23 protein-coding genes and 8 pseudogenes are annotated in these 23742 nt (G+C 68.4%); 17 read left to right on the plus strand and 14 right to left on the minus strand.

The window, feature by feature from the left end:
- Positions 1-228: 228 nt before the first annotated feature.
- Positions 229-1159 (minus strand): IS5 family transposase gene (locus OG609_RS00345; RefSeq protein ID WP_442817923.1). Its coding sequence is split into 2 segments (ribosomal slippage): positions 229-778 and positions 777-1159, totalling 933 coding nucleotides; the frame shifts between segments, so codons are not numbered across the junction.
- 559 nt (positions 1160-1718) lie between these two features.
- On the minus strand, positions 1719-2570 hold the full coding sequence (locus OG609_RS00350; RefSeq protein WP_327270880.1) for a LysR family transcriptional regulator: 852 nt from the start codon (positions 2568-2570) through the stop codon (positions 1719-1721).
- Between the two features lie 81 nt (positions 2571-2651).
- Here OG609_RS00350 and OG609_RS00355 point away from each other — a divergent pair, with 81 nt between their 5' ends.
- Complete coding sequence (locus OG609_RS00355; protein WP_327270881.1) at positions 2652-3146, plus strand: cupin domain-containing protein; 495 nt, start codon at positions 2652-2654, stop codon at positions 3144-3146.
- 170 nt (positions 3147-3316) lie between these two features.
- The gene (locus OG609_RS00360) at positions 3317-3676 is read left to right on the plus strand and encodes a DoxX family protein (RefSeq protein WP_327270882.1); all 360 of its coding nucleotides are present in this window, start codon (positions 3317-3319) and stop codon (positions 3674-3676) included.
- Positions 3677-3896: 220 nt separating this feature from the next.
- Here the strand turns inward: OG609_RS00360 and OG609_RS00365 are convergent, their stop codons facing one another.
- Positions 3897-5021, minus strand: a complete 1125-nt coding sequence (locus OG609_RS00365) for a sensor histidine kinase (RefSeq protein ID WP_327270883.1) — start codon at positions 5019-5021, stop codon at positions 3897-3899.
- Complete coding sequence (locus OG609_RS00370) at positions 5018-5686, minus strand: response regulator transcription factor (RefSeq protein ID WP_327270884.1); 669 nt, start codon at positions 5684-5686, stop codon at positions 5018-5020. Before OG609_RS00370 ends, OG609_RS00365 begins: the two co-directional genes overlap by 4 nt.
- 194 nt (positions 5687-5880) lie before the next feature.
- On the opposite strand from OG609_RS00370, the gene OG609_RS00375 reads away from it, so the two are divergent.
- Together OG609_RS00375 and OG609_RS00380 are read left to right on the plus strand one after the other, a co-directional pair.
- The gene (locus OG609_RS00375; protein WP_327270885.1) at positions 5881-7143 is read left to right on the plus strand and encodes a DUF418 domain-containing protein; all 1263 of its coding nucleotides are present in this window, start codon (positions 5881-5883) and stop codon (positions 7141-7143) included.
- Positions 7144-7624: 481 nt separating this feature from the next.
- Entirely contained in the window at positions 7625-7984 is a 360-nt protein-coding gene (locus tag OG609_RS00380; RefSeq protein ID WP_327270886.1) for a hypothetical protein, read from the plus strand.
- A 39-nt stretch (positions 7985-8023) separates the two neighbouring features.
- Here OG609_RS00380 and OG609_RS00385 read toward each other — a convergent pair whose 3' ends face one another.
- On the minus strand, positions 8024-8194 hold the full coding sequence (locus tag OG609_RS00385; RefSeq protein WP_385651959.1) for a hypothetical protein: 171 nt from the start codon (positions 8192-8194) through the stop codon (positions 8024-8026).
- A gap of 100 nt (positions 8195-8294) precedes the next feature.
- On the opposite strand from OG609_RS00385, the gene OG609_RS00390 reads away from it, so the two are divergent.
- The 5 genes and pseudogenes from OG609_RS00390 to OG609_RS00415 form a co-directional block, all read left to right on the plus strand.
- Complete coding sequence (locus tag OG609_RS00390; RefSeq protein ID WP_327270887.1) at positions 8295-8870, plus strand: GNAT family N-acetyltransferase; 576 nt, start codon at positions 8295-8297, stop codon at positions 8868-8870.
- A 150-nt stretch (positions 8871-9020) separates the two neighbouring features.
- On the plus strand, positions 9021-9395 hold the full coding sequence (locus OG609_RS00395) for a hypothetical protein (RefSeq protein ID WP_327270888.1): 375 nt from the start codon (positions 9021-9023) through the stop codon (positions 9393-9395).
- Positions 9396-9463: 68 nt separating this feature from the next.
- Positions 9464-9691 (plus strand): hypothetical protein, encoded by a 228-nt coding sequence (locus OG609_RS00400; protein ID WP_327270889.1) that lies wholly within the window; start codon positions 9464-9466, stop codon positions 9689-9691.
- A gap of 16 nt (positions 9692-9707) precedes the next feature.
- A complete protein-coding gene (locus tag OG609_RS00405) occupies positions 9708-9839 on the plus strand; it encodes a hypothetical protein (RefSeq protein WP_327270890.1) in 132 nt (43 codons plus the stop codon).
- Positions 9806-10667: pseudogene (locus OG609_RS00415) on the plus strand (Tn3 family transposase); the annotation flags it as partial. The gene OG609_RS00405 and the pseudogene OG609_RS00415, both read left to right, overlap by 34 nt.
- Before the next feature lie 103 nt (positions 10668-10770).
- Here the strand turns inward: OG609_RS00415 and map are convergent.
- Positions 10771-11538 (minus strand): type I methionyl aminopeptidase, encoded by a 768-nt coding sequence (gene map, locus OG609_RS00420; RefSeq protein ID WP_327270891.1) that lies wholly within the window; start codon positions 11536-11538, stop codon positions 10771-10773.
- 60 nt (positions 11539-11598) lie between these two features.
- On the opposite strand from map, the pseudogene OG609_RS00425 reads away from it, so the two are divergent.
- Positions 11599-11733, plus strand: a pseudogene (locus OG609_RS00425) (helix-turn-helix domain-containing protein); the annotation flags it as partial.
- Here the strand turns inward: OG609_RS00425 and OG609_RS00430 are convergent.
- Positions 11710-11964: pseudogene (locus OG609_RS00430) on the minus strand (site-specific integrase); the annotation flags it as partial. The pseudogenes OG609_RS00425 and OG609_RS00430 sit on opposite strands and share 24 nt — an antisense overlap.
- A gap of 117 nt (positions 11965-12081) precedes the next feature.
- Between OG609_RS00430 and OG609_RS00435 the strand changes: the two are divergent.
- The 3 genes from OG609_RS00435 (at position 12082) to OG609_RS00445 (ending at position 15113) form a co-directional block, all read left to right on the plus strand.
- On the plus strand, positions 12082-12828 hold the full coding sequence (locus tag OG609_RS00435) for a class I SAM-dependent methyltransferase (RefSeq protein ID WP_327270892.1): 747 nt from the start codon (positions 12082-12084) through the stop codon (positions 12826-12828).
- A gap of 171 nt (positions 12829-12999) precedes the next feature.
- On the plus strand, positions 13000-13401 hold the full coding sequence (locus OG609_RS00440; RefSeq protein ID WP_327270893.1) for a hypothetical protein: 402 nt from the start codon (positions 13000-13002) through the stop codon (positions 13399-13401).
- A 125-nt stretch (positions 13402-13526) separates the two neighbouring features.
- Complete coding sequence (locus tag OG609_RS00445) at positions 13527-15113, plus strand: CehA/McbA family metallohydrolase (protein ID WP_327270894.1); 1587 nt, start codon at positions 13527-13529, stop codon at positions 15111-15113.
- Positions 15114-15293: 180 nt separating this feature from the next.
- Here OG609_RS00445 and OG609_RS00450 read toward each other — a convergent pair.
- A pseudogene (locus tag OG609_RS00450) lies at positions 15294-15485 on the minus strand (transposase); the annotation flags it as partial.
- A gap of 4 nt (positions 15486-15489) precedes the next feature.
- On the opposite strand from OG609_RS00450, the pseudogene OG609_RS00455 reads away from it, so the two are divergent.
- Positions 15490-15952, plus strand: a pseudogene (locus OG609_RS00455) (IS256 family transposase); the annotation flags it as partial.
- Positions 15953-16035: 83 nt separating this feature from the next.
- On the opposite strand, the gene OG609_RS00460 reads toward OG609_RS00455, so the two are convergent.
- Both OG609_RS00460 and OG609_RS00465 read right to left on the minus strand, forming a co-directional pair.
- A complete protein-coding gene (locus OG609_RS00460; RefSeq protein ID WP_327270895.1) occupies positions 16036-16692 on the minus strand; it encodes a response regulator transcription factor in 657 nt (218 codons plus the stop codon).
- Entirely contained in the window at positions 16689-17888 is a 1200-nt protein-coding gene (locus OG609_RS00465) for a sensor histidine kinase (protein ID WP_327270896.1), read from the minus strand. The genes OG609_RS00460 and OG609_RS00465 overlap by 4 nt, the downstream gene beginning before the upstream one ends.
- A gap of 74 nt (positions 17889-17962) precedes the next feature.
- Between OG609_RS00465 and OG609_RS00470 the strand changes: the two genes are divergently transcribed.
- Positions 17963-19225 carry an IS701 family transposase gene (locus OG609_RS00470; RefSeq protein WP_442817924.1) on the plus strand — a complete coding sequence of 421 codons (1263 nt, stop codon included), beginning with the start codon at positions 17963-17965 and terminating at the stop codon, positions 19223-19225.
- A 242-nt stretch (positions 19226-19467) separates the two neighbouring features.
- Positions 19468-20196, plus strand: coding sequence for a class I SAM-dependent methyltransferase (locus tag OG609_RS00475; protein ID WP_327270898.1), 729 nt, complete (start codon positions 19468-19470; stop codon positions 20194-20196).
- Between the two features lie 694 nt (positions 20197-20890).
- Here OG609_RS00475 and OG609_RS00480 read toward each other — a convergent pair.
- From OG609_RS00480 to OG609_RS00490, 3 genes and pseudogenes are all read right to left on the minus strand, one after another.
- Positions 20891-21460, minus strand: a complete 570-nt coding sequence (locus tag OG609_RS00480) for a GNAT family N-acetyltransferase (protein ID WP_327270899.1) — start codon at positions 21458-21460, stop codon at positions 20891-20893.
- 63 nt (positions 21461-21523) lie between these two features.
- Positions 21524-21737: pseudogene (locus OG609_RS00485) on the minus strand (transposase); the annotation flags it as partial.
- Positions 21738-21816: 79 nt separating this feature from the next.
- Positions 21817-22229 (minus strand): annotated as a pseudogene (locus tag OG609_RS00490) (MarR family winged helix-turn-helix transcriptional regulator).
- Here OG609_RS00490 and OG609_RS00495 point away from each other — a divergent pair.
- Positions 22158-22864: pseudogene (locus OG609_RS00495) on the plus strand (dienelactone hydrolase family protein). The pseudogenes OG609_RS00490 and OG609_RS00495 overlap by 72 nt on opposite strands.
- A 185-nt stretch (positions 22865-23049) precedes the next feature.
- On the opposite strand, the gene OG609_RS00500 reads toward OG609_RS00495, so the two are convergent.
- Positions 23050-23331, minus strand: a complete 282-nt coding sequence (locus OG609_RS00500) for a hypothetical protein (protein ID WP_327270901.1) — start codon at positions 23329-23331, stop codon at positions 23050-23052.
- Between the last annotated feature and the right edge of the window lie 411 nt (positions 23332-23742).

Here is a 23742-nt window from a genome sequence, read left to right on the forward strand (position 1 = left end):
ACGCAGCAAGCCGCTGACCAGCACAAACCCGCACCAGTCCTTTAGATGCCGGACACCATCACCAACACCACACCACCGTTATCAACACACCCCGAACAACCCCAGGCCAGACGCACCGTCACCACCGCCACAAGCCCAAAAGAAGCGACCCCTCCCCTATCAGAAAGCCCTCAACACCCCAGCTCAAGCCACCCACACCCCACCTACGACTAGGACTTGTCCGGTCGATCATGTTCGGAGCCAGATGACGAGTGCTGCTGCGGTGGCGGTGCCGAGGAAGACGTAGCCGCGCTTGTCGTATCTGGTGGCCACGGCCCGGTGCTGCTTGAGGCGGTTGATTGCCCGTTCGATGGTGTTGCGTTTCTTGTAGCGGTCTTCGTCGAAGCCGGGGGGTCGTCCGCCGCGTGAGCCTTTGCGCCGGCGGGCGGCCTGGCTGTCGGTCTTCTCCGGGATGGTGTGCCGGATGCCCCGGCGCCGCAGGAACTCGCGGCAGGGTCCGTTGCTGTAAGCCTTGTCGGCGGCAAGACTGTCCGGCTTCTTGCGGGGCCTGCCCGGCCCGTGCCTGGGGACGCGGATCTTATCCAGGACCAGCTTGAACTGGGTGCAGTCCGCCCGCTGTCCCGGTGTGACGACCAGGGACAGCGGGCGGCAGCGGCCGTCCGCGCTCAAGTGGAGCTTGCTGGTGAACCCACCGCGCGAGCGGCCCAGGCCCTCACATCCCGCACCACCTCCACCAGGCGGGCGTGCAGGCTCTGCCACGGCGTCTCGTCCTGGTGTTCTGGCGGTTCGCCCCCTTTGAACCGGGGGCGGGCGGTGGTTCGGTCCGGGCGCCGGCCGCGTGCTGATGCGCGCGGACGACAGTGGAGTCGACCGAGATGTCCCAGTCGATCTCACCAGCGGCGTCGGCCTCGGCCTGGACCTGCTGAAGCAGCCGTTCCCAGGTGCCGTCAGCCGACCACAGCCGGTGCCGTTCGTAGATGGTCTTCCATGGTCCGAACCGTTCAGGCAGGTCACGCCACTGCACGCCGGCCCGAACCCGGTGCAGAATCCCGTCGATCACCTGCCGATGGTCCCGCCACCGGCCACAACGTCTGTTGCTGACAGGCAGGAACGGCCGCAGCCGTTCCCACTCGGCATCACTCAGATCACCCCGCCCCATGCCCGCATCAACGATCCAGAAGCAAGGCAGTTACATGATCGGCCGGACAAGTCCTAACCCCTGAATCACACGAGGGCCGGCCCCACCAACCAACCCCGCCCGAGCCCTGAACAACCCTCACCTGACATCCATCAGACACCCCAACTGATATCCATCAGTCGCCACAAAACACCAACACCGAATTCACCACCCACCAGAAAACGACCCACCACCCAAATTCTGGAATCTCTCAACACCACCACCCGAAAACATAGAAACGGCCCCGGAATTACCACCCCAGAACCGCGTCAAAAAACCTTCTCCACCAAGATCCGTACCACCACGCCGGACCGGAACCGATGCCGTCGGTACTCGGGTTCTGGCACACATTTCGTGAAAGATCTAGCCAGCAGGACGCGCGCGTCACGTGACCTGCGGGGACCACGCGTCACCGGGTTCCGGTGACGCCGGACTCAAGGTCGCTCACGGAATGTGTGCCAGAGCCCCGCTTTGGGAGGCAGTTCCGAGGGCCGCGGCGTTCGAATTGTTCACGGGATGCGGCAGCGCCGGTTGCCGGTGCTCAGTAGCGGTACGCGGCTGTCGCGATCTCGACGAAGGATCGGATCAACGGGTTGGTGTCACCTTCGTTCCACACCGCGACCACTCGGCTCGGCGCCATGTCGATCAGCGGTACCACGGCCAGCTCTGCGGGCAGGTCGTGTCCGAGCGGGGCCAGGCCGACCGTGCCGTTCCACAGCACGGCCTGCAGGCATTCCTGGACGGCGCGCACCACTGGGCCCTCGCGCGGCCTGCCGCCGTTCCAGTACGACTGCCAGATGGGGTCGGTGCCCTGCGGGAACTGGAACCAGCGGCGGTCGCTCAGCTCGGCCAGCCGCAGCCGGTCGCGGCGGGCCAGCGGATCGTCGGCGCGCAGGACCACGCCGACCGGATCGGTTCGCAGCGCACGCACCGTCAGGGCAGTCTCGTCGAACGGCGCCCGGGTCAGGGCGATGTCGACCAGCCCGGCGCGCAGCCCGCACGTCGGGTCGGTCAGGTCGGGCTCGCGGATGCGGATGTCGATGCCGGGGTGGCTTCGGCGGTAGGCGGCGGCCAGCCTGGACACTCCCGGGTCGGTGCCATCTCCCAGGATGCCGACAGTGATGGTCGCGACGCCGGCCGCCGCGCTCACGCGTACACGGACGCGGTCGGCGTGGTCGAGTAGGGCCCGCGCCTCGTCGAGCAGCACCGTGCCCACCGAAGTGAGCGTGACGCCGGTGGGCGAGCGGGCGAAGAGCAGGGCCCCGACATCGACCTCCAACTGCTTGATCGCCCGGCTCAGCGGCGGCTGACTCATGTGCAGTCGGGTGGCGGCCCGGCCGAAGTGGAGTTCCTCGGCGACCGCCACGAAGTAGCGCAAGGTCCGTAGCTCCACGCTGCAACGATACCCACGGGGTATCGGCGCTGCGGGATGGGTCTTGGACACTGGCGGGGTCCCGGCGGTGCACTCGTGAGCATGACCGAAGAAGCGAAGACCAGCGAGCCGCAGGCCGACCCCGCCGTATCGGTGGTGGGTCCCGGCGACGGCGAGACGATCGTTCTGGGCACCACGCGCATGCGCGTTCTGGAGGACGGCAGCCACACTGGGCACCGCCTCGCGATCGCCGAGTCCGTCCTCGCCCCGCACACCCAGGGACCGCCGCAGCACCGCCACGCCCAACACGACGAGGGCTTCTACATCCTCTCCGGCACCGTGCGGTTCACCGTCGGGGACGAGGACTGCGACGCCACCACGGGCACGCTCGTGATGGTTCCGCCCGGTACCCCTCACACCTTCGCAAACCCGACCGACCAGCCCGCCGTCATGCTCAGCACATTCACCCCCGACCTGTACGTGCAGTACTTCCGAGACCTCCAGGAGGTGCTCGCCGGCGGCCGGCCGCTGACGCGACAGGCCAACATCGACGCAATGAGCCGCTACGCGACCGAGCCCGCCACCGACCTCGCCTGAAGTCGACGGATGGAACGGCCCGGCCGCCCTCCTTTCGACCGCGGCGCCGTGCCACTCCCGTCTTTCGGCGGGTCCGACCCCTCGGACGACGGACCAGGCCTTCTCCAGGACTCTTCTGACCATCGACGCAATCGAGGGCCCCGTGAACCGGTGGCCCATGAACGGGAACCATGAACATCGCCTATTGGATCGTCGCGGGACTGCTCGCCCTCTTCTACTTCTATGCAGGCACGCTGAAGGTGATCCGCAGCCGCGATCAACTCCGACCGATGATGGCCTGGGTCGACCGCATACCCTTGCCCGCCCTCAGGGCGCTGGGGACGGTCGAAATACTCGGCGCGACCGGCCTGGTCCTGCCACCGCTGACCGGCATCGCGCCCTCGCTGGCGTCGGCCGCAGCCATCGGCTTCGTCCTCCTGCAGACCGGTGCGACCGCCGTCCACCTGACCGGCGAAGACCGCCGGATCGCACTCAACGTCGGGCTCACCGCCACCGCGGCCATGACCATCTGGCTGGCCACCAGGCTGTGATCGAGCACAGTCCTCGACCGGAGGATGCGAATCCGGGGCCAGCCGCCCCACGGCCGCTGTCATTTCTCATGAACATCGAACACGCCGCCATCCACGCGCTGCTCGGTGAGGCGTACATCTGCTGTCGCAACTCGTGAACAGAGCCAGCGCAAGCTATCCATCTGCCTCGGAGACCCAGTGACGAGCCCAAATGCGTTACGACTCGACCGGTGTGGAAGCGCTAGCTAGTGGGAGCCAGTCTTTCCCCGATCGGCAGTTTCAGGTGGAGCCTGTACCCGCCGTCGGCTGTGGCCCCGGCAGCGATGGTGCCGCCGAGGAGCTCAGCGCGTTGGCGTAGCCCGGCGAGGCCGTGATGGGCGCTGGGCAGGGGGAGCGCTGGCCGGGTGGGGGCGGTATTGGTGATGGCGGTGTGGATGGCGCTGTCCTTGTGGTGGACGCATACCCTCGCCGTGGCGCCGGGGGCGTGTTTGCGGACGTTGGTCAGGGCTTCCTGGACGGCCCGGTAGACGGCGCGTTGGATGGGGGGCGGCAGGCCTTCGGGCAGGTCTGTCTCCAGCTCCGCGTCGATGCCGCTGCCTCCGACCAGTTGCTGCAGATCGGCAAGAGAAGGCTGGGGAGTGAGCTCCGTGGGGCGGCTGCCCGAGGCGCGCAGCACGCTGACCATGTGCCTCAGTTCGTCCAGGGTCTGCACGCTGAGCCGACGGATCGTGGCCGCGGCCTTTTTGGTCTCGGCGTCTTGGCTGCCCACTTGGAGTACTCCGGCCTGCACGGCGATGAGGCTGACCTGGTGGGAGACCACATCGTGCATCTCCCGGGCGAGCTGTGCGCGTTCCTTCGCCAGGACGCTCTGGGCGGTGAGCAGCCGTTCGTGTTCGCGGGCATCGGAGATCTCGACGAGCCGCTGGGACAGTTCGCGCCGGGCCTGTACGAGCTGGCCCAGGAAGACGGGGGCCACTGCAGTGGCCAGAGTGTACGTGAGGTGGACCAGGTTGTGGGTCTGGGCGAGGTCGGCGGCCCTCAGAGACGACCACGGCCACGGCAGGAAGTCGGTGATCGCGTAGGCCAGGGCGCAGCCGGCCAGCAGGACACGGTGGCGGCTGAGTGAGGAGAGCGTGTACAGCGCGGCCATCGTGGCGAACACCGCGTCGGTGACCAGGGCGGTAGGAAGCGTGAGCACGAAGGTCGTCAGTGGCAGACGGCGACGCACCGCGAGGGCCAGTGCGGCGAGCAGAGCGCAGGCCATGGCCGCGTGCTCCTCGACGTGGACGTTGACCCATGCGTCTGCCAGCGAGGCCCCGACGAGGGCGGTGTCCAGCAGCGGAGCCGTCGGGCGGCGGAGGTTCATCGCGTGTCCCCGTCCTGCGGTGACGCGAGGAGACCGGCGCGTTCGGCGATCAGGGCCGCCTGGACGCGGCTGCTGACCTGCAGTTTGCTGAATACGGTACTGACGTGGCCTTTGACAGTGCCGGTGCTCAGGTGCATCCGTTCACCGATGTCGGTATTGGCGAGTCCTTCCGCCATGAGTATGAGGACGGCACGCTCGCGCTCGGTCAGCCGGGCGGCGAGGCGGGCGGCGGGGGGCTCGTGCATGCCCTTGTCGAGGTAGGCGTCCACCACGGTGCGGGTGATCTTGGACGACAGCACGGTCCCGCCGTCTGCCAGGGTTCGCACGAGGTGGGGAAGGTGCTCAGGATCGGTGTCCTTGAGCAGAAATCCGGCGGCACCTGAGCGCAGGGCGGTCGCCACGTACTCGTCGGTGTCGAACGTGGTGAGCATGGCCACTACTGGGGGGTCCGGAATGCGGCGGAGGTTGGCCAGAATGGTGAGCCCGTCCACGTCGGGCATCCGGATGTCCAGCAGGACGATGTCAGGACGGAGTTCCCGCACCGTCGACACAGCCTGGCCGCCGGGAACCGCCGCCACGACCTCGATGTCGTCCACCGTGTTGAGAATGTGTGTGAAGCCCATGCGGATGAGGGCTTCGTCGTCGACTACCAGTACCCGGATCACGTGCGCTCCGCTCGTCGCATGCCGCCGTTTGATCCGTACCACGCTGGGAGCCGTCCGTCCGCCGGGTAGATGCGTTTCGTGTCAGTCGGTGATGCGGTTCCAGCCGGTCGGCCGGTTAACTTCGGCCGGTCGGCGGGGTGCCTTCGGAAAGCCGCCGGGGTGGCTGGGGCGGGTGGTCGGTGAAACCTCAAGGCATGACGCAGAACGCATTGTTGATCGTGTCGGCACAGGTGCCACGTGAGCTTGAGGCGGATCGCTCGTCCAGCGCGGGCATCGCGCCGTCGACGGGCAGAGTGATCGGCATCGATCTGGTCCGCGGGCTCGCGGTCTTCGGGATGTACTCCGCCCATGTCGGCCCCGACGTGACAGTGGGCGGGCCGGTGGGGTTCCTGCTAGAGGTGGCGCGGGGCCGTTCCTCCGCCCTCTTCGCGTTGCTCGCGGGCTTCTCGCTGATCCTTATCACCGGCCGTCCGCATCCGCGGACGGGGCGCTCTGGCCGTCAGGCGGTGGTCAGAATCGCGATCCGTGCCGTCGTCCTGGCAGCGCTCGGCTACGCCCTGACCGCCCTGGACACCCGGGTCGACGTGATCCTCAGCTTCTACGGGGTGCTTTTCCTGGTCGCCCTCCCGCTGTACCGGTTGCGGGCAAGGACGCTCGCGCTCATCGCTGCCGCAGGTGCGCTGATCTTGCCTCAAGTCCTCTACGTGGTAAGGGAATCGATCGAAGAAGGGAACTGGGCCGACGCCATCACTGCACGGGATCCGCTGGCCTGGATCAGCGGCACGGACGGCTTCGTCGAGTTGCTGTTCACGGGAGAGTATCCGGTTCTCACTTGGATGCCGTTCCTGATCGCGGGTATGGCAGTGGCCCGGCTCGACCTCATTCGCACTGGCATCCGATCCCAGCTGGCTCTGACCGGCGGGGCGCTCGCCGTGCTCGGCTACGGAGGCTCCTGGCTGGCCCTGCGCCTGGTCCCACACGCTCTTTCCGCCGTCGTGGCCGCCACGGATGGCGATTCGGCGTCGTCTGCATGGTGGTCCGACACCGTGGGTGAACCCGGGGACCACATGCCGCTCGCCTGGCTGCTGGTGGCCGTACCCCATAGCCAGACGACCTTCTCCATCCTCGGCAACACGGGCATCGCCCTCGTAGTGGTGGCCGCGTGCCTGACTGTCGCCGACCGGCTGCCACGCCTCACACGCCTGGCCGCACCCATTGCGGCAGTCGGCACGACGGCGCTGACTGTCTACGTCCTGCACATCGTCGCCCTCTGGTTCTTCACCGATGTCTGGCACGTGGCCGCGATCGAGGACGAGACCCTGTCCGCCCTGCCCGTACTCCTCGGCTTCATCGCTGCCGCCGCGCTCCTGGCGACCGTCTGGACCCGTCTGTTCCGGCGTGGCCCCCTGGAGTACCTGCTCCACATCGCCACCCGGCCCGCCCAGCACATCAAGTGAGACGGTGGCTGTGCAGGGTCAGGAACTTTGCGGCTCCTCGCGTGTCTCGGGCAGCAACGACCGCGGTGCCCCCTCCGTCAACTCGGCCTCCACGCTGTCGCGCCCGCCGTCTCGACCCGCTGACGTACGCCCACCCACCACTGATCAGTCACGCGCAGACCGTACGTGCAGCCACCGACGCCTGGGTCGCATGGCCCGCTGCTGCCATCCCGACGGACTCAGGAACGGCCCGACGTCCCGGGCCCCCGGCAAACACGACGTCGCCCACGACGCTGGCGGCCCGTGGCGCCACCCGGCGCGCTGGCACTGCGCCCGCCCCGGTCTCTCACCCGCCGACATCCCCCGGCCTGACCGCGCCGCCGCACTGACGCGTGCCCGAGCGCGGCCACCCGGCCGACGCTCAACCCGCTGAGCGCGCCCCGATCCCCGTCAGCGCTCCGCGCCGCCCATCCCGCCCACCCCTTCCTACGGCCGTTCACCTGTGGATAAGTTCCGGCAAGCGCACCCCAACTCCCAAGGCCGACTGGGCCAGCTCATCAAGGAGCAAATCGCCCAGCCCCGCACCACCACCCGGGTGCGCCGGGCTCTGGAGGAAGCCTCTCCCTACCTGCTGCCCGGCAAGTTCCCCCACCGCCCCCGCAACCCTCACGGGGTGGGCAATCTGCTGAAGCAGCATGGGCTGCCCGTGCTCAGTGCCAGGAACACCGCCATGATCGAGGCCGTCACCACGCTGCCGCCCATTGTCGTCGCTGACCTGTTCGACCTCCACCCCTCCACCGCGGAGGCATGGGCGAGGTACGCCAACGACAGCTGGACCCACTACCTCGCCGCCCGAGCGTGAAGTCCTGGCTCAGCCGGCCAACGGGCGGCCCGCGCTGGGTCATTCGTGCGCGGGTCGGTTGGTGAGCTGGTGGTCGGCCAGGTTCAGCGCTTCGTCCACGACGTGGCGCAGGTATCCGTCGGCCAGGGTGTAGATGACCCGGCGCCCCTCAATCTTGAGGCCGCCGCGATCAGCGAGGCGGCCCGTACGTGAGGAAGTGCTCGAAGTCATGGGGCGGATGGCCGAAGGCCGCCGGAATCCGCTGTGGCTGTGACCTGGCGGTTGTCCGGTCGGTTTTCGCGGCGCTACTCAGCTTGGGATGATGTCGCTCATGCCTTTCCTTGTCTCGCCAGTGATATCCCCTGGCTGTCTTGCGAGCACCGGTCAGCCGTCTTTGCCAGTGGAGGGCGGACTGTTTTTGCGGCCCTGGCGGTTGGAGGACGCCGCATCTGTGGTGAAGGCGTTTCAAGATCCGACGATCCAGCGGTGGCATCACCGACGGACAGATTCCAAGGACGAAGCCAGGGAGTGGATCACCCAGTGGCAGCAAGGCTGGCGGGATGAGACCGCAGTGCACTGGACTATCGCCGATGGCGAGAACGACACTGTGCTCGGCCGAGTGTCTCTCCAATCCCTGAACCTTAGGGGCGGTCAAGCTGAGACCTCCTACTGGGTGATGCCATTGGCGCGCGGTGCCGCGGTCGCTCCTCGGGCCGTCACGGCAGCGACTGATTGGGCTTTGGGCGAGACCGGCTTCCATCGCATCGAACTCGGGCATTCGGTTGCCAACCAGGCGTCCTGTCGTGTGGCAGCGAAGGCCGGGTTCGAACAGGAAGGCATCCGCCGCAGAGCGCTGCTGCATGTGGACGGGTGGCACGATATGCACCTCCATGCGTGCACTCGATGACTCGTCTGCAGGCTCCGGACGGACTGGCCAAGGCCGACCGAGGGGGCTCCTCAGCGAGTCATGGCAGCAGCGGATCGAAGTGCTCTTTTGCGGGCTGTTCTGCCCCTCGAGAGGGTCGTTGCCGCGGCGTGGACGCGCTCGAGCAGTTCAGTGCGGGAGGCGGCGAACCAGCGGCTGCGGGACACCCTGTACGGGCTGCTGAGCGTCGGGCAGCGGGCGGTGCTGGACTCGCTGCTGAACGTGTCGGCGGGTGAGTGGGTCTCGGACGCCCTGGAACGCAACGTGCGCCTGACGGCGCGCGTTCGGCAGTTGGAGAAGCGGCTGTCCGAAGAACTGGGTGCGACGGTCTGGGCCGAATCCGGCTTGGGCGCCCCGGTGGACCTCGACCAGCTCCAGCGCCGCATCACTATGATCGAAAAACAACTCGTCGACAAGCAAGGCGACCTCGAAGAGCGGACAGAGGAGCTGAAAGCGGCGCGGGCTGCGAACCAGGCGCTGACCCGGGCCCTGAACCATCGGCTTTGATCTGGCGAGGTCAGTCTGAAGCGAGGTCCTGGCCGCGGCCGCGTCTGGCCACGCTGCTGGCCACGACGGTGTACCTGACGTCGCGGGCGGTGGACGATGCGCTGGATTTGTTGGAGGTGCTGATCGCGACGAAGCCGCTGGCCCGCACGGAGCGCGAGAGCGCGAAGGAGAAGCTGAGGACCCTGCCGCGGGTCGAGCGGGCCTCGGCGAAGCTGGCGACCGCTTTCCAGGTCGTGTTCGGCACCACCAGCGAGCAGGTCGACACCGACACCGGGGAGATCACCCCGCCGAGGTGAAGACCGTGGAGGCGACGTGGGCGGCGATCGAGCAGGTGGTGCCCGCCGTGAGCTGGCCGCGGCGATCGCCGCGCTGTTCGAGCTGACCCCGCCGCTGGACTCCGACGCCGACTCGGGCGCCGCGGCGGCGCGACCTGGCTCAGCATGATCAACGACCAGGCCGCCGGGCTGGACGGGAAGGTCGTGGCCGGCACCCCGCGTGACTCCCTGTACATGCTGGACGTCCTCTACGACCGCGACGGCGGCAAGCGCCCCGAGGTATCGTCACCGAACCGCCAGCTACAGCGACATCGTCTTCGGGCTGCTCACCCTGGCCGGGTTCGCCTGCGCCCCGCAGCTCGCGGACCTGCCCGACCAGAAGATGTGGCACATCGACCGCACCGCCGACTACGGCGCCTTCCAGGACGCGGCCCGCGGACGGATCGACCTCGCGCGGATCGAGCGGCACAGGGAGGACATCCTGCGGATCACCGACTCCATCCACACCGGAGCCGTCCGCGCCTACGACGTCATCCGCATGCTCTCCCGCGACGGCCGCCCCACCCCGCTCGGGGACACGATCGCGCACTACGGGCGGATCGCGAAGCCCCTGCACGTCCTGCGCCTGACCGACGAGCCCGGCTACCGGCGGCAGATCAAAGTGCAGGCCAACCTTAAGGAAGGCCGCCACGCCCTCGCACGGAAAGTCTTCCACGGCCGCGCTGGGCAGCTCTACCAGCGCTACCAGGACGGCATGGAAGACCAGATCGGCGCACTCGGCCTCGTCCTCAATGCGCTCGTGCTGTTCAACGCCCGCTAGATGGACGCCGCCCTCACCCATCTGCGCGCGGGCGGCTTCGAGGTCCGCGACGAGGGCGTCGCCCGCCTGTCCCCGTTCGTGCGCCACCACATCAACGTGCTGGGCCGCTACTCCTTCCAGCTCCCCGACCTGCCGGGCGGAATGCGGCCCCTGCGCGACCATGACGCAACCGACGAGGCGAGACGTCAGCCCTGGCATGTCCGGCCCCGGTCCCAGCAGGGCTCGGGACCAGGCCGGGAGCACCTGCCTTGACCTTCATGCCGTCCATTCGGCACGAAGGTCAAGGCAGGGTCAGAATGCGGGGGCCCTGGTCGGTGATGGCGACGGTGTGCTCGATGTGGGCGGCCCGACTGCCGTCGGTGGTGCGCAGGGTCCAGCCGTCGGTGTCGGTGCGGTAGGTGTTCTGCCCGCCGGCCATGAGCATGGGCTCGATGGCGAGAACCAGGCCGTGGCGGAGGGGGAAACCGCGACCGGGGCGGCCACGGTTGGGGAGATGAGGGTCTTCATGCATGCGGCGACCGATGCCGTGGCCGCCGAAGTCGGCGGGCATGCCGCAGCCCGCCTTGCGGGCGACGGTGTCGATGGCGTGGGAGATGTCGCCGATGCGGCTGCCGACCTGAGCGGCAGCGATGCCGGCGTCGAGTGCCTGTTGGGTGGCGTTGATCAGGTCGAGGTCTGTGGGGCGTGGAGTTCCTACGGTGAAGGTGATGGCCGCGTCGCCGGCCCAGCCGTCGAGCTGGGCGCCACAGTCGATGCTCACCAGGTCGCCGTCGCGCAACCGGTAGCCGGTGGGGATGCCGTGCGCCACGGCGTCGTTGACAGAGGTGCAGATCACCGCGGGGAAGGGGACCGGGGCGAAGGATGGCCGGTACCCGAGGAATGGGGAACCGGCCCCCGCCTCGGCCAGAACCGCGCGGGCCGCCTCGTCGAGTTCCTGCAGGGACACCCCGACGCCGGCTGCTTTTTGGGCTGCGGTCAGGGCGCGGGCCACCACACACCCGGCTTCCCGCATCGCGTCCATCGCGGCATCGGTCTTGATCTCCACCATGTGCTGTGACTCCCCGCCTCAATCAGGTCCAATACTTATACCGGTATTAGTATCACGGTCATGGTGAGGACTCCTTTGACTCCATGGGAACGGGAACGCGGCGAGCGGTTCGGCTCGCTGCTGCATCAGGCACGCGGCAGCCGGAGCATGGCGGAGGTTGCCGTCGCGGCACGGGCCGTCGTAGCCGTACTCCGCGCACCAGCCCAGCCACGACAGCACCGATGCCCGGCGGGCGTTCCAGGTGTTGACCGCCGCGGTGTCCCACAGCAGTTCCAGGGCCTCGCCGATCTCGTCGTCCGCGACCGACCCGAGCGGCCGGTTCTCGCCGATCCGCTCGGCGATCTTGCCGACGCCGATGCCGTAGTTGCGGACCGTGTTCGGGTTGCCGAGCGAGTCGAGGAACAGGTCGGCCGCCGCCGCCCTCACGTGGGCGGCGAGCCGTCACGCTGGTGCATCCGCCGATGTCCCCGGTGACTCCTTACTCTCGGAGGAAAGGCATAAAAGTACGGCGCGAAGTACCTGCAGCCCGTCAACAATGTTCGTATGACCATCACTTCGCAGGCCCGCTCGTTCGACACGGCTGCCGCCAGCTACGCTGCGAACCGCCCTTCATACCCGTCCGGATTGCTCGACGCGGTCGAGGAACTCACCGGCTGCCCCTTGGAGGGCGCCCGCGTCGCCGACGTCGGGGCTGGCACCGGACTGGCGACGATGCTTCTCCGGGCCCGCGGTGCGGACGTCATCGCGGTCGAGCCCGGCCCAGGGATGGCCGCTCAGTTCCGTCTCAGCCTGCCCGAAGTCCCCCTTGTGATCGGGGACGGCAACAACCTGCCGCTGGCCTCCGCCTCCATCGACGTCCTCACATATGCCCAAGCCTGGCACTGGACCGACCAGCGCAAATCCGTCCCGGAAGCTCTCCGAGTCTTGCGCACCGCTGGTGCACTTGCCCTCTGGTGGAACGACTCAGATAGCGCCGTTCCGTGGATTGCTGACCAGGACGCGCGCTTGCGCCGACTTTTCGGGGCCGACGACAGCCCTCACGACCCCATGGCCCGGTTCCGCGGACTGCCGCCCGAGCTCGGCTTCGTCCACCGGCACGTGCCGTGGACCCGGAGCGTTCCTCTCGACATGCATCTCGCCAACCTCGCCAGCTACTCCGACTTCCTCGTCCTCGGCAAGGAAGCGACGAACACCTTTATTGCCAAGGAGCGCGGCCTCCTGGCCGAGGTCTTCCCGAACCGGATGGTCGAGGAGCACTACGTGGTCAGCTTGGCTGTCGCCACCTGTTGATACAACACTGCGACACGTTGACGACCTTCCTCAGGCAGGAATCACGGTGGACCTATCAACCGCCCCCGCCAGCGAACAGAGGTGCCGTCAATTCTCGGGTTCTGGCTCACTCTCCGTGGTGCGCAACGCTGACCGACAACCGTCACTCCTCAGGAAACGAGTCCTTCTTGCGTGAGCAGCTGGACGGCCGGAGCGGCGACGTCGGCCGGGCCGACGACCCGTCGAGCCTGCTGTCGGGTCCCCGACGGCGAACGGCACCGGCCGAAGTGGCAGTTCAAGCGGGCAGCAACCGGCAGCACGACCTTCTCGCCGAAGGCGGACGTGCCGGACATCGTAGAGAACCTCATCAACCATCACCGGCAGTCACGCCAGACCGTGAAGGGCCTCACGAAGCAGGTCGCCAAGGCCGAAAAGACGATCTGGCAGGGCAAGAGCCGGGTCACCGAGGCCAAGACCCCGGCCGAGCGCAGCTGGCTCCGCGGCCAACCAACTCCGGGGCGAGAACCGCCGAGTGCGAACGCTGCCGCGGGGCAAGGTCTGGGACGACGCGACGGTGGTCTCCGGCAGGTATGAACATACCCGCTGCGGCAGCGAGGTTCCACGGGGCGCCGCTCAGGGGTTGAAAGGTGCTCACCCGGCGTTCACTGGTGCTGAGGAAGGTTCCGGATGTTCCAACACCAAACCCCCGTGAGGCCCCAATGCGCAAAGATGGAACCTGTCCGTCCCACCCGGCTGCCCCGGACGAGCCCGGATTCGGGCGTCGGCGGCTGCTGCAGGCAGGGGCGGTGCTCGGGGCTGCCAGCACTGTCTCCCTCGCGCCCCTGTCCTTCGCCTCGGCAGCCGAAGGTTCGTCGGGGGATGTCACCAAGATGGTGACCGGGCATCTCGAGTCCGGCGCGCCGGACTTCGTGTACCTGCCCGTGGAGGTCCCGGCCGGAGTGCGCGAAATCGCCGTCTCCTATTCCTACAATAAGCCCTCCGTCCCGGCCGGCACCCTGGGCAACGTCTTGAACATCGGTGTCTTCGACGAGCGCGGCACCGCCCTCGGCGGCAAGGGATTCCGTGGCTGGTCCGGCGGCGCCCGCACCTCGTTCGCGATCAGCCGCACCGAGGCCACGCCCGGCTACCTCCCCGGCCCGGTGAACCCGGGCACCTGGTACGTGGTGCTCGGCCTGTCCCAGGTGGCGCCGCAAGGCATGGACTACCGGGTAGAGGTGACCCTGATGTTTGGTGCCCCAGGCCCGGACTTCAGACCCACCTACCCCCCGGAGCGGGCGCGCGGCCGCGGCCGTGCCTGGTACCGGGGCGACTGTCACCTGCACACGGTGCACTCGGACGGCAAGCGGCTGCCCGCCGAGGTCGCGGCCGGCGCCAAGGCGGCAAGGCTGGACTTCGTGATCTCCACGGACCACAACACCTCGTCTGCGCACGGAATCTGGGGCCAGTACGCCGACCAGGACCTGCTGATCCTCACCGGCGAGGAGGTCACCACCCGCAACGGCCACTGGCTGGCGTTGGGCGTCGACTCCGGCACGTGGATCGACTGGCGCTACCGCACCCGTGACGACGCGTTCTCGCGCTTCGCCCGCCAGGTGCGCCGCTCCGGCGGCCTAGTGGTGCCGGCCCACCCCTACTGCCCGTACGTGGCCTGCCAGTGGAAGTTCGGCTACGAGGACGCGGATGCCATGGAGGTGTGGACCGGACCATGGACGTACGACGACGAGTCCGCGGTGGACACCTGGGACGCCATGCTGGGCGAGGCGCTGCGGCGCGGCCGCCGCTGGACGCCGGCGATGGGCAACAGCGACGCGCACAGCGTGCCGCAGGTGATCGGCATGCCGCACAACGTCGTGCTGGCCGACGACCTCTCCCGCAGCGCGGTGCTGGACGGCATACGGGCAGGACGGACCTGGATCGCCGAGTCGGCGGACGTGCAGCTGAAATTCACGGTCACCGGTGGCGGGAAGCAGGCCGGGCCGGGTGAGTCGCTCAAACTGCCGACGGACGCGCCGGTGGACGCCCAGCTGGAGGTGTCCGGGGTGCCGGGCGGCACGGTGCGGTTCATCACCGACGAGGGACAGATGCACCAGGAGTCGCTGCCCGCCTCTGGCTCGGGCACCGTGGTGTGGCGGGCGACGGCCTCGCTGGCCGCGTACATCCGCGCCGAGGTGCGGCACCCGATGGCCGACGGCACGCCGGGCAAGGGCAACACCATGGCCGCCGACCTGCAGTGGGGCCCTATGGCGGCGCTGACCAACCCGGTGATCCTGCACCTCAAGGGCTGAGCGACGCTCAGCGCGGCACTGCGATACCGCCCTTATCCCGAACCGTACGGAGCGCCGGTTCCAGTCCGGTCCCGCAGCGGCTCGCAGCCGACGGGTGGGAGCGGCGCCGGAGGGGTCCGGCGCTCAGGGTGACTCTATGTCTTTGGTCAAGCGGCGCGTGGGGTTCTGGGTTCGCAGAAGGTAGTAGCTGCGGGAGGCGGGATCGTGCGGGGCTGCGAACGCGGACAGGAACGTCGCGCGTTTGAGCTGGCGGTTCCCGCCTCTCGCGGCGTGTTCGCCATGGATGGATGTGCCGCATTGCTTGGTGGCGGGTGCGAGGCCGGATGAGGAGGCGAAGTGGGCGGCGCTGGGAAATTTGCTGCCGTCGCCAATACGGGCTGACGCCTCCCGGCAGACGATCTCGACCATCACCGACAAGGTCCTCAAAGCATGGCGGAATGGCAGAACCGCCCGCTCGAACCTGTCTGTTCATCGACGCCATCCACGTGAAGATCAGGGACGGTGCAGTCGCGAACCGCCCCGTCTACGTCGCCCTCGCGGTCACCACCGAAGGCCGGCGCGAAATTCTGGGCCTGTGGGTCGGCAACGGGGGCGAGGGTGCCAAGCACTGGATGCATATCCTCACCGAGATCAAGAACCGTGGCGCCGGTGACGTTCTCATGCTCGTCTGCGACGGCCTGAAAGGTCTCCCCGATGCCGTGGAGGCGGTGTGGCCGAAGATCGTCCAGACCTGTGTCGCCCACCTACGGCGGAACTCTTTCCGGTACGCGGCCCGTCAGGACTGGGACAAGACCGCGAAACTCCTCAAGCCCGTCTGTACGGCGCCGACCGAGGAGGCCGATCTGGACGGCACCGGAGGCGGCACCGACGGCCGACCACTGGGGCGGCCCGGGACCGGACGGCCTCCCCCGCGGCGAACCGGTCAGCCGTAGCCGCCCAGCCCCGCATCGCGGGCCAGCAGGGCGGCCTGGACACGGTTGTCGGCGCCGAGCGCACCGAGGATCCGGCTGACGTGTGCCTTGACGGTACTTTCGCGCATGCCCAGCGCCGTCGCGATCTCCGCGTTGGAATCGCCCAGCGCGAGCCGTGCCAGGACGTCCGTCTCACGAGGTGTCAGGCCCTCGACCCGGGTACGGGCTTCCAGCACTTCGGGGCGGGCGGCGCGGTGGAAGCGGTCGATCAGGCGACGGGCGGCAGCCGGATGCAGCATGCCCTGGCCGTCCGCCACCACATGGACTGCGCGGATGATCTCGCGGGGTTCGGTGTCCTTGAGCAGGAAGCCGTCCGCACCGGCGGCGAGCGCATCGTAGACGTACTCGTCCAGGTCGAAGGTGGTGAGGGTGATCACTCGCGGCGGGTCCGGGAGTGCGCGCAGCCGGCGGGTCGCGGCGATGCCGTCCATCCGCGGCATCCGCACATCGACCAGGGCAATGTCGACCCGGTGCCGGCCCGCCTGTTCGACGGCGGCAAGGCCGTCCGCCGCCTCGGCGACGACGGTCAGTTCCGGGTCGGTGGACAGCAGGTCGACGAGAGCGAGCCGCACCAGGGCGTCGTCGTCAACCACCAGAATATTGATCACGAGGCGGACGCCGGCGGACGGACGGGTGAGGAGGTGGGCAGCCGGGCGGAGAGCCGCCAACCGCCCCCGCAGGTACCGGTGTGCAAGTGACCGCCCAGCGCCGCGACTCGCTCCGCCAGACCGATCAGGCCATAGCCACCGGGCACCGCGGAACCTCCGGAGACCGCGGAGTCCCCGATGTGTCCGGCCGGCCCGTTGACGACTTCCACCGTGGTGGCCGACGGTCCGTAGTGCACGCTCACGGTCACGGACGCGTCATGGGCATGCCTGCGGGCATTGGTCAGGGCCTCCCGTACGAGCCGGTGTACCGCCAGACGATGGCTGGTGGACGTGCTCTCCACATCACCGGACACCACCGACTCGATCACCTGGCCTGCGGCCCGTGCCTCGGTGAGCAGCTCCGCCAACTCCGGCAGGGCCGGCGCCGTGACAGCGGGCGCCCCATCGGCCCCGGCGGGCCGGTCGGAGCGCAGCGCCCCCAACACCTCGCGCAGATCGTCCAACGCCTGTCCGGCTGTGCCGCGCAGCAGGGTCAACCGCTCCAGGACGACCGGTGACATTCCCTCAGAACGCAGCTGAAGCACCCCGGCGTGCAGCATCAGCAGGCTCAGCCGGTGGGCGAGCACATCGTGCATCTCGCGGGCGATCCGTGCCCGCTCCGCCAACCTTGCCTGTTCGACACGGAGTTCACGCTCAACCCGCAGCTGTTCCACCTGGTCCGTCAGCGCACCCAGCAGTCTGCGCCGACTGCCCGCCCACATACCGAGGGCCAAGGCCAGAGCCACCAGCACGGCATTACCGACACCGGCGCCGGTCCAGGTGTTCAGCCGTCCCCCGGACAAAGGGCGTCCCAGCGCCAACGCAACCGCCAGCCACGGCAACCCGGCGGCCAAAGCGATACCCAGGCACACCCACACCGCTCGCAACCGGCCGCGCGAGGCGAAGTGATAGAGCATCACCAACAATGGGAACACGGAGCCCAGGCCGACCGAGACCAGCGCCAGGCCCGCCACCGCCCGCGCAAACCTATAGCGGGCGAGCACCGCGAACGAGGCGGTCGCCGCCACCCACGGTGCCGGATCGGCCAGGGTGTCACCGGCCGACCGAAAGCCCTCCAGCGTGGACAGCAGGGCGAGCAGCACCGCTGACGGCACCTCCACCCACAACGGCACGTTGCGCGCCGGCTCGGATTTCACCTCGTCATCCTAGTAGGGCTTTGTTAGGTACCCCAAGTGATCCTCGTTGGATAGATTGTGATCTTCTTTCAGTTGTGACTCCTGAGGAGATGGAAGAGGTCCGTCCGCGTCTGGAGGCGTTCGCGGCCGAGATGCTGGGCTCGTTGGCGCGTCGGGACCAGCGGGCCAAGGGTGAGTTGTACCTGCGCGGGCTGATGCTGGACGGCAAGCGCAAGTCGATGCAGCCGATGGCCGAGCGCCTGGGCGTGGACCACCAGCAGCTCCAGCAGTTCGTGTCCTCCTCCACCTGGGACTACGCCAAGGTCCGTGAGCGGCTGGCCCGTTGGGCCGCGGCGCACATCTCGCCCGAGGCGTACGCGATTGACGATGTCGGCTTCCCCAAGGACGGCTACGACTCGCCAGGGGTGGCGCGGATGTACTGCGGCGCGCTGGGCAAGCGGGGCAACTGCCAGATCGGGGTCAGTGTGAACCTGGTCAGCGACCGCGCCTCCTCGGCCGTCGACTGGCGTCTGTTCCTGCCCGAGGGCTGGGACGACACCAAACATACCGAGGACGCGCTGCTGGCTTCGGCGATCCGCCGGCGCCGCGCCAAGGCCGGCATCCCCGAGACTGCTCGCCACCGGGAGAAGTGGCGCCTGGCCCTGGACATGCTCGACGAGGTTCGCGGGGACTGGGAGTTGCCGGGCCTGCCGGTCGTCGCCGATGCCGGATACGGCGACGCCACGGGCTTTCGAGAGGGTCTGACCGAACGAGGCCTGACCTACGCGGTCGCGGTCAAGGCCACCACGACCGCGCACCCGGGCGACGCCACGCCCGAGCGTCCGCCGTACTCCGGGCAGGGCCGCCCTCCCGTGTCCGCCTACCCCCAGCCGCACACCACCCTGCGCGTGCTGGCCCTGGCCGCCGGGCAAGCGGCCACCCGCACCGTTACCTGGCGTCAGGGCAGCAAGGCCACCAAGCACAACCCACGGGCCGAGATGCGCTCGCAATTCCTGGCCCTACGGGTCCGCCCGGCCAACCGGTCCATCCGCCGCGCCGCCGACGGCTCCCTGCCCGAATGCTGGCTGCTCGTCGAGTGGCCTCCCGACTCTGCCGAGCCCACCGACTACTGGCTCTCGACGCTGCCCGCCGACATCCCACTGCGCGAGCTGGTGCGAATCGCCAAGATCCGCTGGAGAGTTGAACACGACTACCGCGAGCTCAAGGACGGCCTCGGCCTGGACCACTTCGAGGGCCGCAACTACCTCGGCTGGCACCGCCACGTCACCCTCGCCTCCCTCGCCCAGGCCTTCTGCACCCTGCTCAGACTCGACCCAAAAGCCCCTGCGCCGGCCTGACCCTCTACGCGGTCCTCCGCGAACTCCAGGCCCTCCTGGCCACCTGGACCGGCGCCTGCTCGATATGCGGCCAACCCGCACCAACCCCCGAACCCCACCACAGGACCTAACAAAGCCCTACTAGGGACGCTCCAGCCTTATGGACCCCGGCGAACGGCCATCGGGACCCCCTGCTTTCGTCGGGGGTCTTCGTCACACATCGGAAGATTCCAATGCGCCCGCGGATGCGTAGCGTCCATGCCATGGTCTTCTCCCCGACACGCACATCCCCCGCCCGGCGGACCCCGGCACGACGCCTCGCCGACCGCCAGCTGTTCTTCGCCGAGACGTTCCGGACCTTCCGTACGACCGGGGCGGTAACCCCAAGCGGCCGTCACCTCGCCGCGGCGCTCGCCGCGCCGCTGGCGCACCGCACCGGGCAGCCGCGCGCCGTACTGGAGGTCGGTGCCGGAACCGGCGCGGTCTCCCGAGTGCTGGCGGACCTGCTCGGCCCCGAGGACACCCTGGACCTCGTCGAGGGCAACCCCCGCTTCGCTCGCCTGCTCGCCGCGGACCTGCGCGCCGACCCCCGGCTGGCCGTCCACCGGGAACGCATCGCACTGATCGCAGGACCGGTGGCAGAGCTCGACCCCCAGGCGCGCTACGACGTGATTGTCTCCGGGCTGCCGTTCGCCAACTTCCACCCCCGCGAGGTGTCCGATCTACTCACCGGCTACCTGACCGCACTCAAGCCCGGCGGCCACCTGACGTACTTCGGCTACCGCGGCACTGCCCGCCTCCGCGCACTGCTGGGAACTTCCCGGAGCCTGGCCCGGCACAGCGGAGTCGCCCACGTGCTCGATACCTTCCAACAGACCCACGCCGCCGACTGCCGCACCGTATGGGGCAACCTCCCCCCGGCGCGCGTCTGGCACCTGCGCGCCCCCCACAGGGACACCTCATCCGCTTCCCTGAAGGACTCCGTTGCCTAACTGGTTGGGTGACATCTGGGCCATGAACCTCAAGAGCAGGCGCGGCAAGCTCACGGGCGACAAGCACCAGCAGCTCGCCAACCTCCGACTGGAATGGGCGGCGTGACGGAACAATGGCGATGCCTGCGCTCGCTGGCTGGGCGGCAGGAGCAGCACCCCGGCCTCCAGGACCGCCTGCCGGTGGCGGCCGCGCGGGCCGACACCGCCGCCCCCGATGACCTCAGCCCCGCAGGCCCGGCCTTCCTGGCGGCAGGGATCCGGGCGGAACGCCGCACCGAACGAACCCAGCGGCCGACCCGCGACCCGCGCTGCTGGCCTGGGAGCCCACCCGCTGCCAAGCCGAACCGGTGGATCCACGGTCAGGTACCAGATCCCAAGTCGATGTCCATCAGAATGAGTCCGGCTACGACGATCACGGCGCTCACTGAGGCCCCCGTCTTCTGACGTCGTGTCCAGTTGTTCCAGTCGCGTCGCCCCCGCGTTGAGATGATCAGACCGACCCCACCTATGACCAACGCGGAAACTCCCAAGTGCCCCATTACGACCTCTCTCAGTAACTACTGGCCACTAGGGCGTATACGGAATGTGCTGGTCACAGCCACTCGTTGATGGCTGCGACCAGAATGGTCGCCTCTCAGAGGTCGTCTCGTTCGGTGCCGAAGGGACAGGAGCTGAGCTCGGTGGGTTCAGGTATTCAGGGGCAGGGAGTGCCGATATCGGGCGGCGTAGGGCGGTTCAGCCGCCAGACCACGTCGATCCCACTGCCTGAGGGAACTGCGGGCGGCGCTACCTGTTCACGCAGGACTTCGGTGAAGCCCAATCGGCGTGGTATAGCGGCGCTGGAGGTGTTGGCCAGGTCGTGCGCGATTTCCAGGTACTCCACGTCCGGCAGGGTGAACATCTCGGTGACCATGGCAGCCGTCGCTCTCGTGGCGATGCCCTGGCCTGTGGCGGCAGGGTGCAGCCAGTACCCCATGCGCCGGCCCTGAGGTTCGGCCCCGCGGTAGGACTGGCACATGCCAATGAGAGTGCTGTCTTTGGCGATGGCGTAGTTGTACACGTCACCGATTGCCCACTTCGACTCGGAGTTCGCGAGGAAGTCTCGGGTGCTCTTCTCGCTGTGACGGGCGACCCACGGCTCCCAGGGGCGCAAGTGGTCCAGAGACTCCTCGATCAACTTGAATGCCGGAGCGAAGTCGCTCTGCCCCCGCCAGCGTCGCAGGACGAAGTCTCCGCACTCGATGATCTGCCTCGGTCGCTCCATGGAGGCCATGATTGTTCGCAGAACGGCTCGCTGCAACGGGATACAGAAGAACTGGTGGGCCGTCTAACTGGCAAGACGGCGGTAGCAGATCAGAGCGGCGGCGATGACGCCGAAGGCTAGGAAGTGTGCGGCCTTGCGCTCGTAGCGGCGGTGCAGGCGGCAGCACCCGGCCAGCCACTCCACCGTGCGCTCCACGGTCCAACGGTGACGGCCCAGCCGCTGGGAGGGCTCTATTGCCCTCGCGGGCGATGCGCGGGCTGATGTTCCGCGAACGCAGCCGTTTACAACAACTCATGAAACATGATCGCCGCAGGTGGACCGCCGGGCGGCGTTGATGCCGGATGTCACTCCGCGGCTCAGGAGGTCCGGGTGTGGTGGTCCAGCAAGCGAGTGAGCAACTGCACGAAATGGTCGCGTTCAGCCGAATTTAGCGGTGCGAGCAGTTCGTCGTGAATTCCAGGATCTTGTCGAGCCGGAGTAGGTACCGGCGGCCTTGGGGAGAGATGGTGATGACGTTTCGGCGCCGGTCGTCGGGGTCCGGCACCCGCTCGACGAGGTCACGCTCAGCCAGTTCGTTGAGCACGCTGACCATGTCGCTGCGGTAGATACCGGTGCGCCCGCTCAGGGTCGCTTGGCTCCCCGGTCCGAAATCCTGCAGTGAGGCGAGCACGGCGTAGTGCCACTTGCGGGCGTCGACCTGGGCCAGCCCTTCGTTCATCAGCCGGTCCGACCGCGCGGCGCCGCCTTCCCCGACGGTGGCGATCGGCACCGGGGGTGCTGCTGTGCACGGACGCCTTCGGCGTGCGGCCCGAGTTGGAGGAGAAGGCCCGCGAACTGGCCGAGCACGGGTACTGCGTACTCGTGCCCAACCTCTACTGCCGGCACGGCCCGGCACCCGTGGTCGAACTTCCCGAGCACATCGGAGAAGAGATCCGGCCCGCGGTCATCGCGCAGCTGATGCCCCTGATCCAGGCGCACACCCCCGAACGTGTCCTGCGCGACGCCGACGCCTACCTCAGGTTCCTCACCGCTCAGCCCGAAGTCAGCGCCGGACCCGTCGCCGCGATCGGCTACCGCATGGGCGGCGCCCTGACGGTACGCACCGCAGCGGCCCACCCCGAGCAGGTGGCCGCCGTCGCCGGATTCCAGCCCAGCCCCTTGGTCACCGACGTGCCCGACAGCCCGCACCACCTCTTCCCCAAGCTCACCACCCAGGTCCACCTCGGCCTTGCCGAGGGCGACATGACCCCCGAGACCACCAGCGTGCTCCACCAGGCCCTGGATGCCGCAGGCGTCGAGCACACCTCCGAGATCTACCCCGGCACCGTCCACGGCTTCACCATGTCCGACACCGACGCCTTCCCCTCGGCTCGGGGATCAGCAGGTCAGATGAGGATCTCCTGAACGACAGCGAAGCCTCCTTCGAACGCCGGCTTGCCGAGCGCCTGGATGGCCTCGCCCCCGGCATCGCAGCGGAGGCCGAGCGCTGGATTCGGGTTCTGCATGACGGCGGCCCCCGCAGTCTGCCCCGGCAGCAGAGCACGGCCTGGCTCTACCTCACCGGGGCCCGTCCGGCACTGCTGGGCTGGTCAGACCGCTACGACCACCTGCGGGAGGTGACCCGCGAGGATGCCCTCACCCACCTCAAGACCCTGCACGGCCACGACCGCCGAGACCAACTCGGCGCCCTGCGCTTTCTGTTCGCTTGGGCCAAGCGAACAGGCTTGATCTTCCGCAATCCCACCAGCCGCATCAAGGTCGGCCAGAACAAGTACGGCGTGCCCCAACCGCTGGCGCCCGGCCAGATCGACCGCGGGCTCCTTACTGAACTCGCGCCGCTCACCCTGGTCTTCGGGCACTTGACCGCCCATGCGTTGCGCACCGAGGCTACCGGGGGGGTGCGCTCGGCGAGCTGCCGGAGAGTGCCATTGTCGACGCCGTGCGATCGGCGAGGACCCAGCAGGCCAAGATCGTCCGGTTCTTAACCGCGGGGCCCACCAGCGCTGCGTGTACAGATCAACTCCAGTAAACTGATCGTGTTTTAGGAAGTGGCAAGGCCGCGAGTCGACTGCGTGCGATGGCGGGAAGCACCAGATGTAGCCTGCGTTCGCCGTCCTCAACGGAGCTCTGATGTACCTGTTCATTTGTGTTCAGCGGGCTCCGCCCTGCGACCGTTGCCGGGGCCGGGAGTTGCGCGAGGGCCGGCCGGACGGACGACGCCGCCTGTGAGGATCGCGCCGTTGGAGCCTTGGCCGGGTCGGGCCATTCACCGGGCCACGTCT

The sequence above is a fragment of the Streptomyces sp. NBC_01224 genome (assembly GCF_036002945.1).
Lineage (GTDB): Bacteria > Actinomycetota > Actinomycetes > Streptomycetales > Streptomycetaceae > Streptomyces.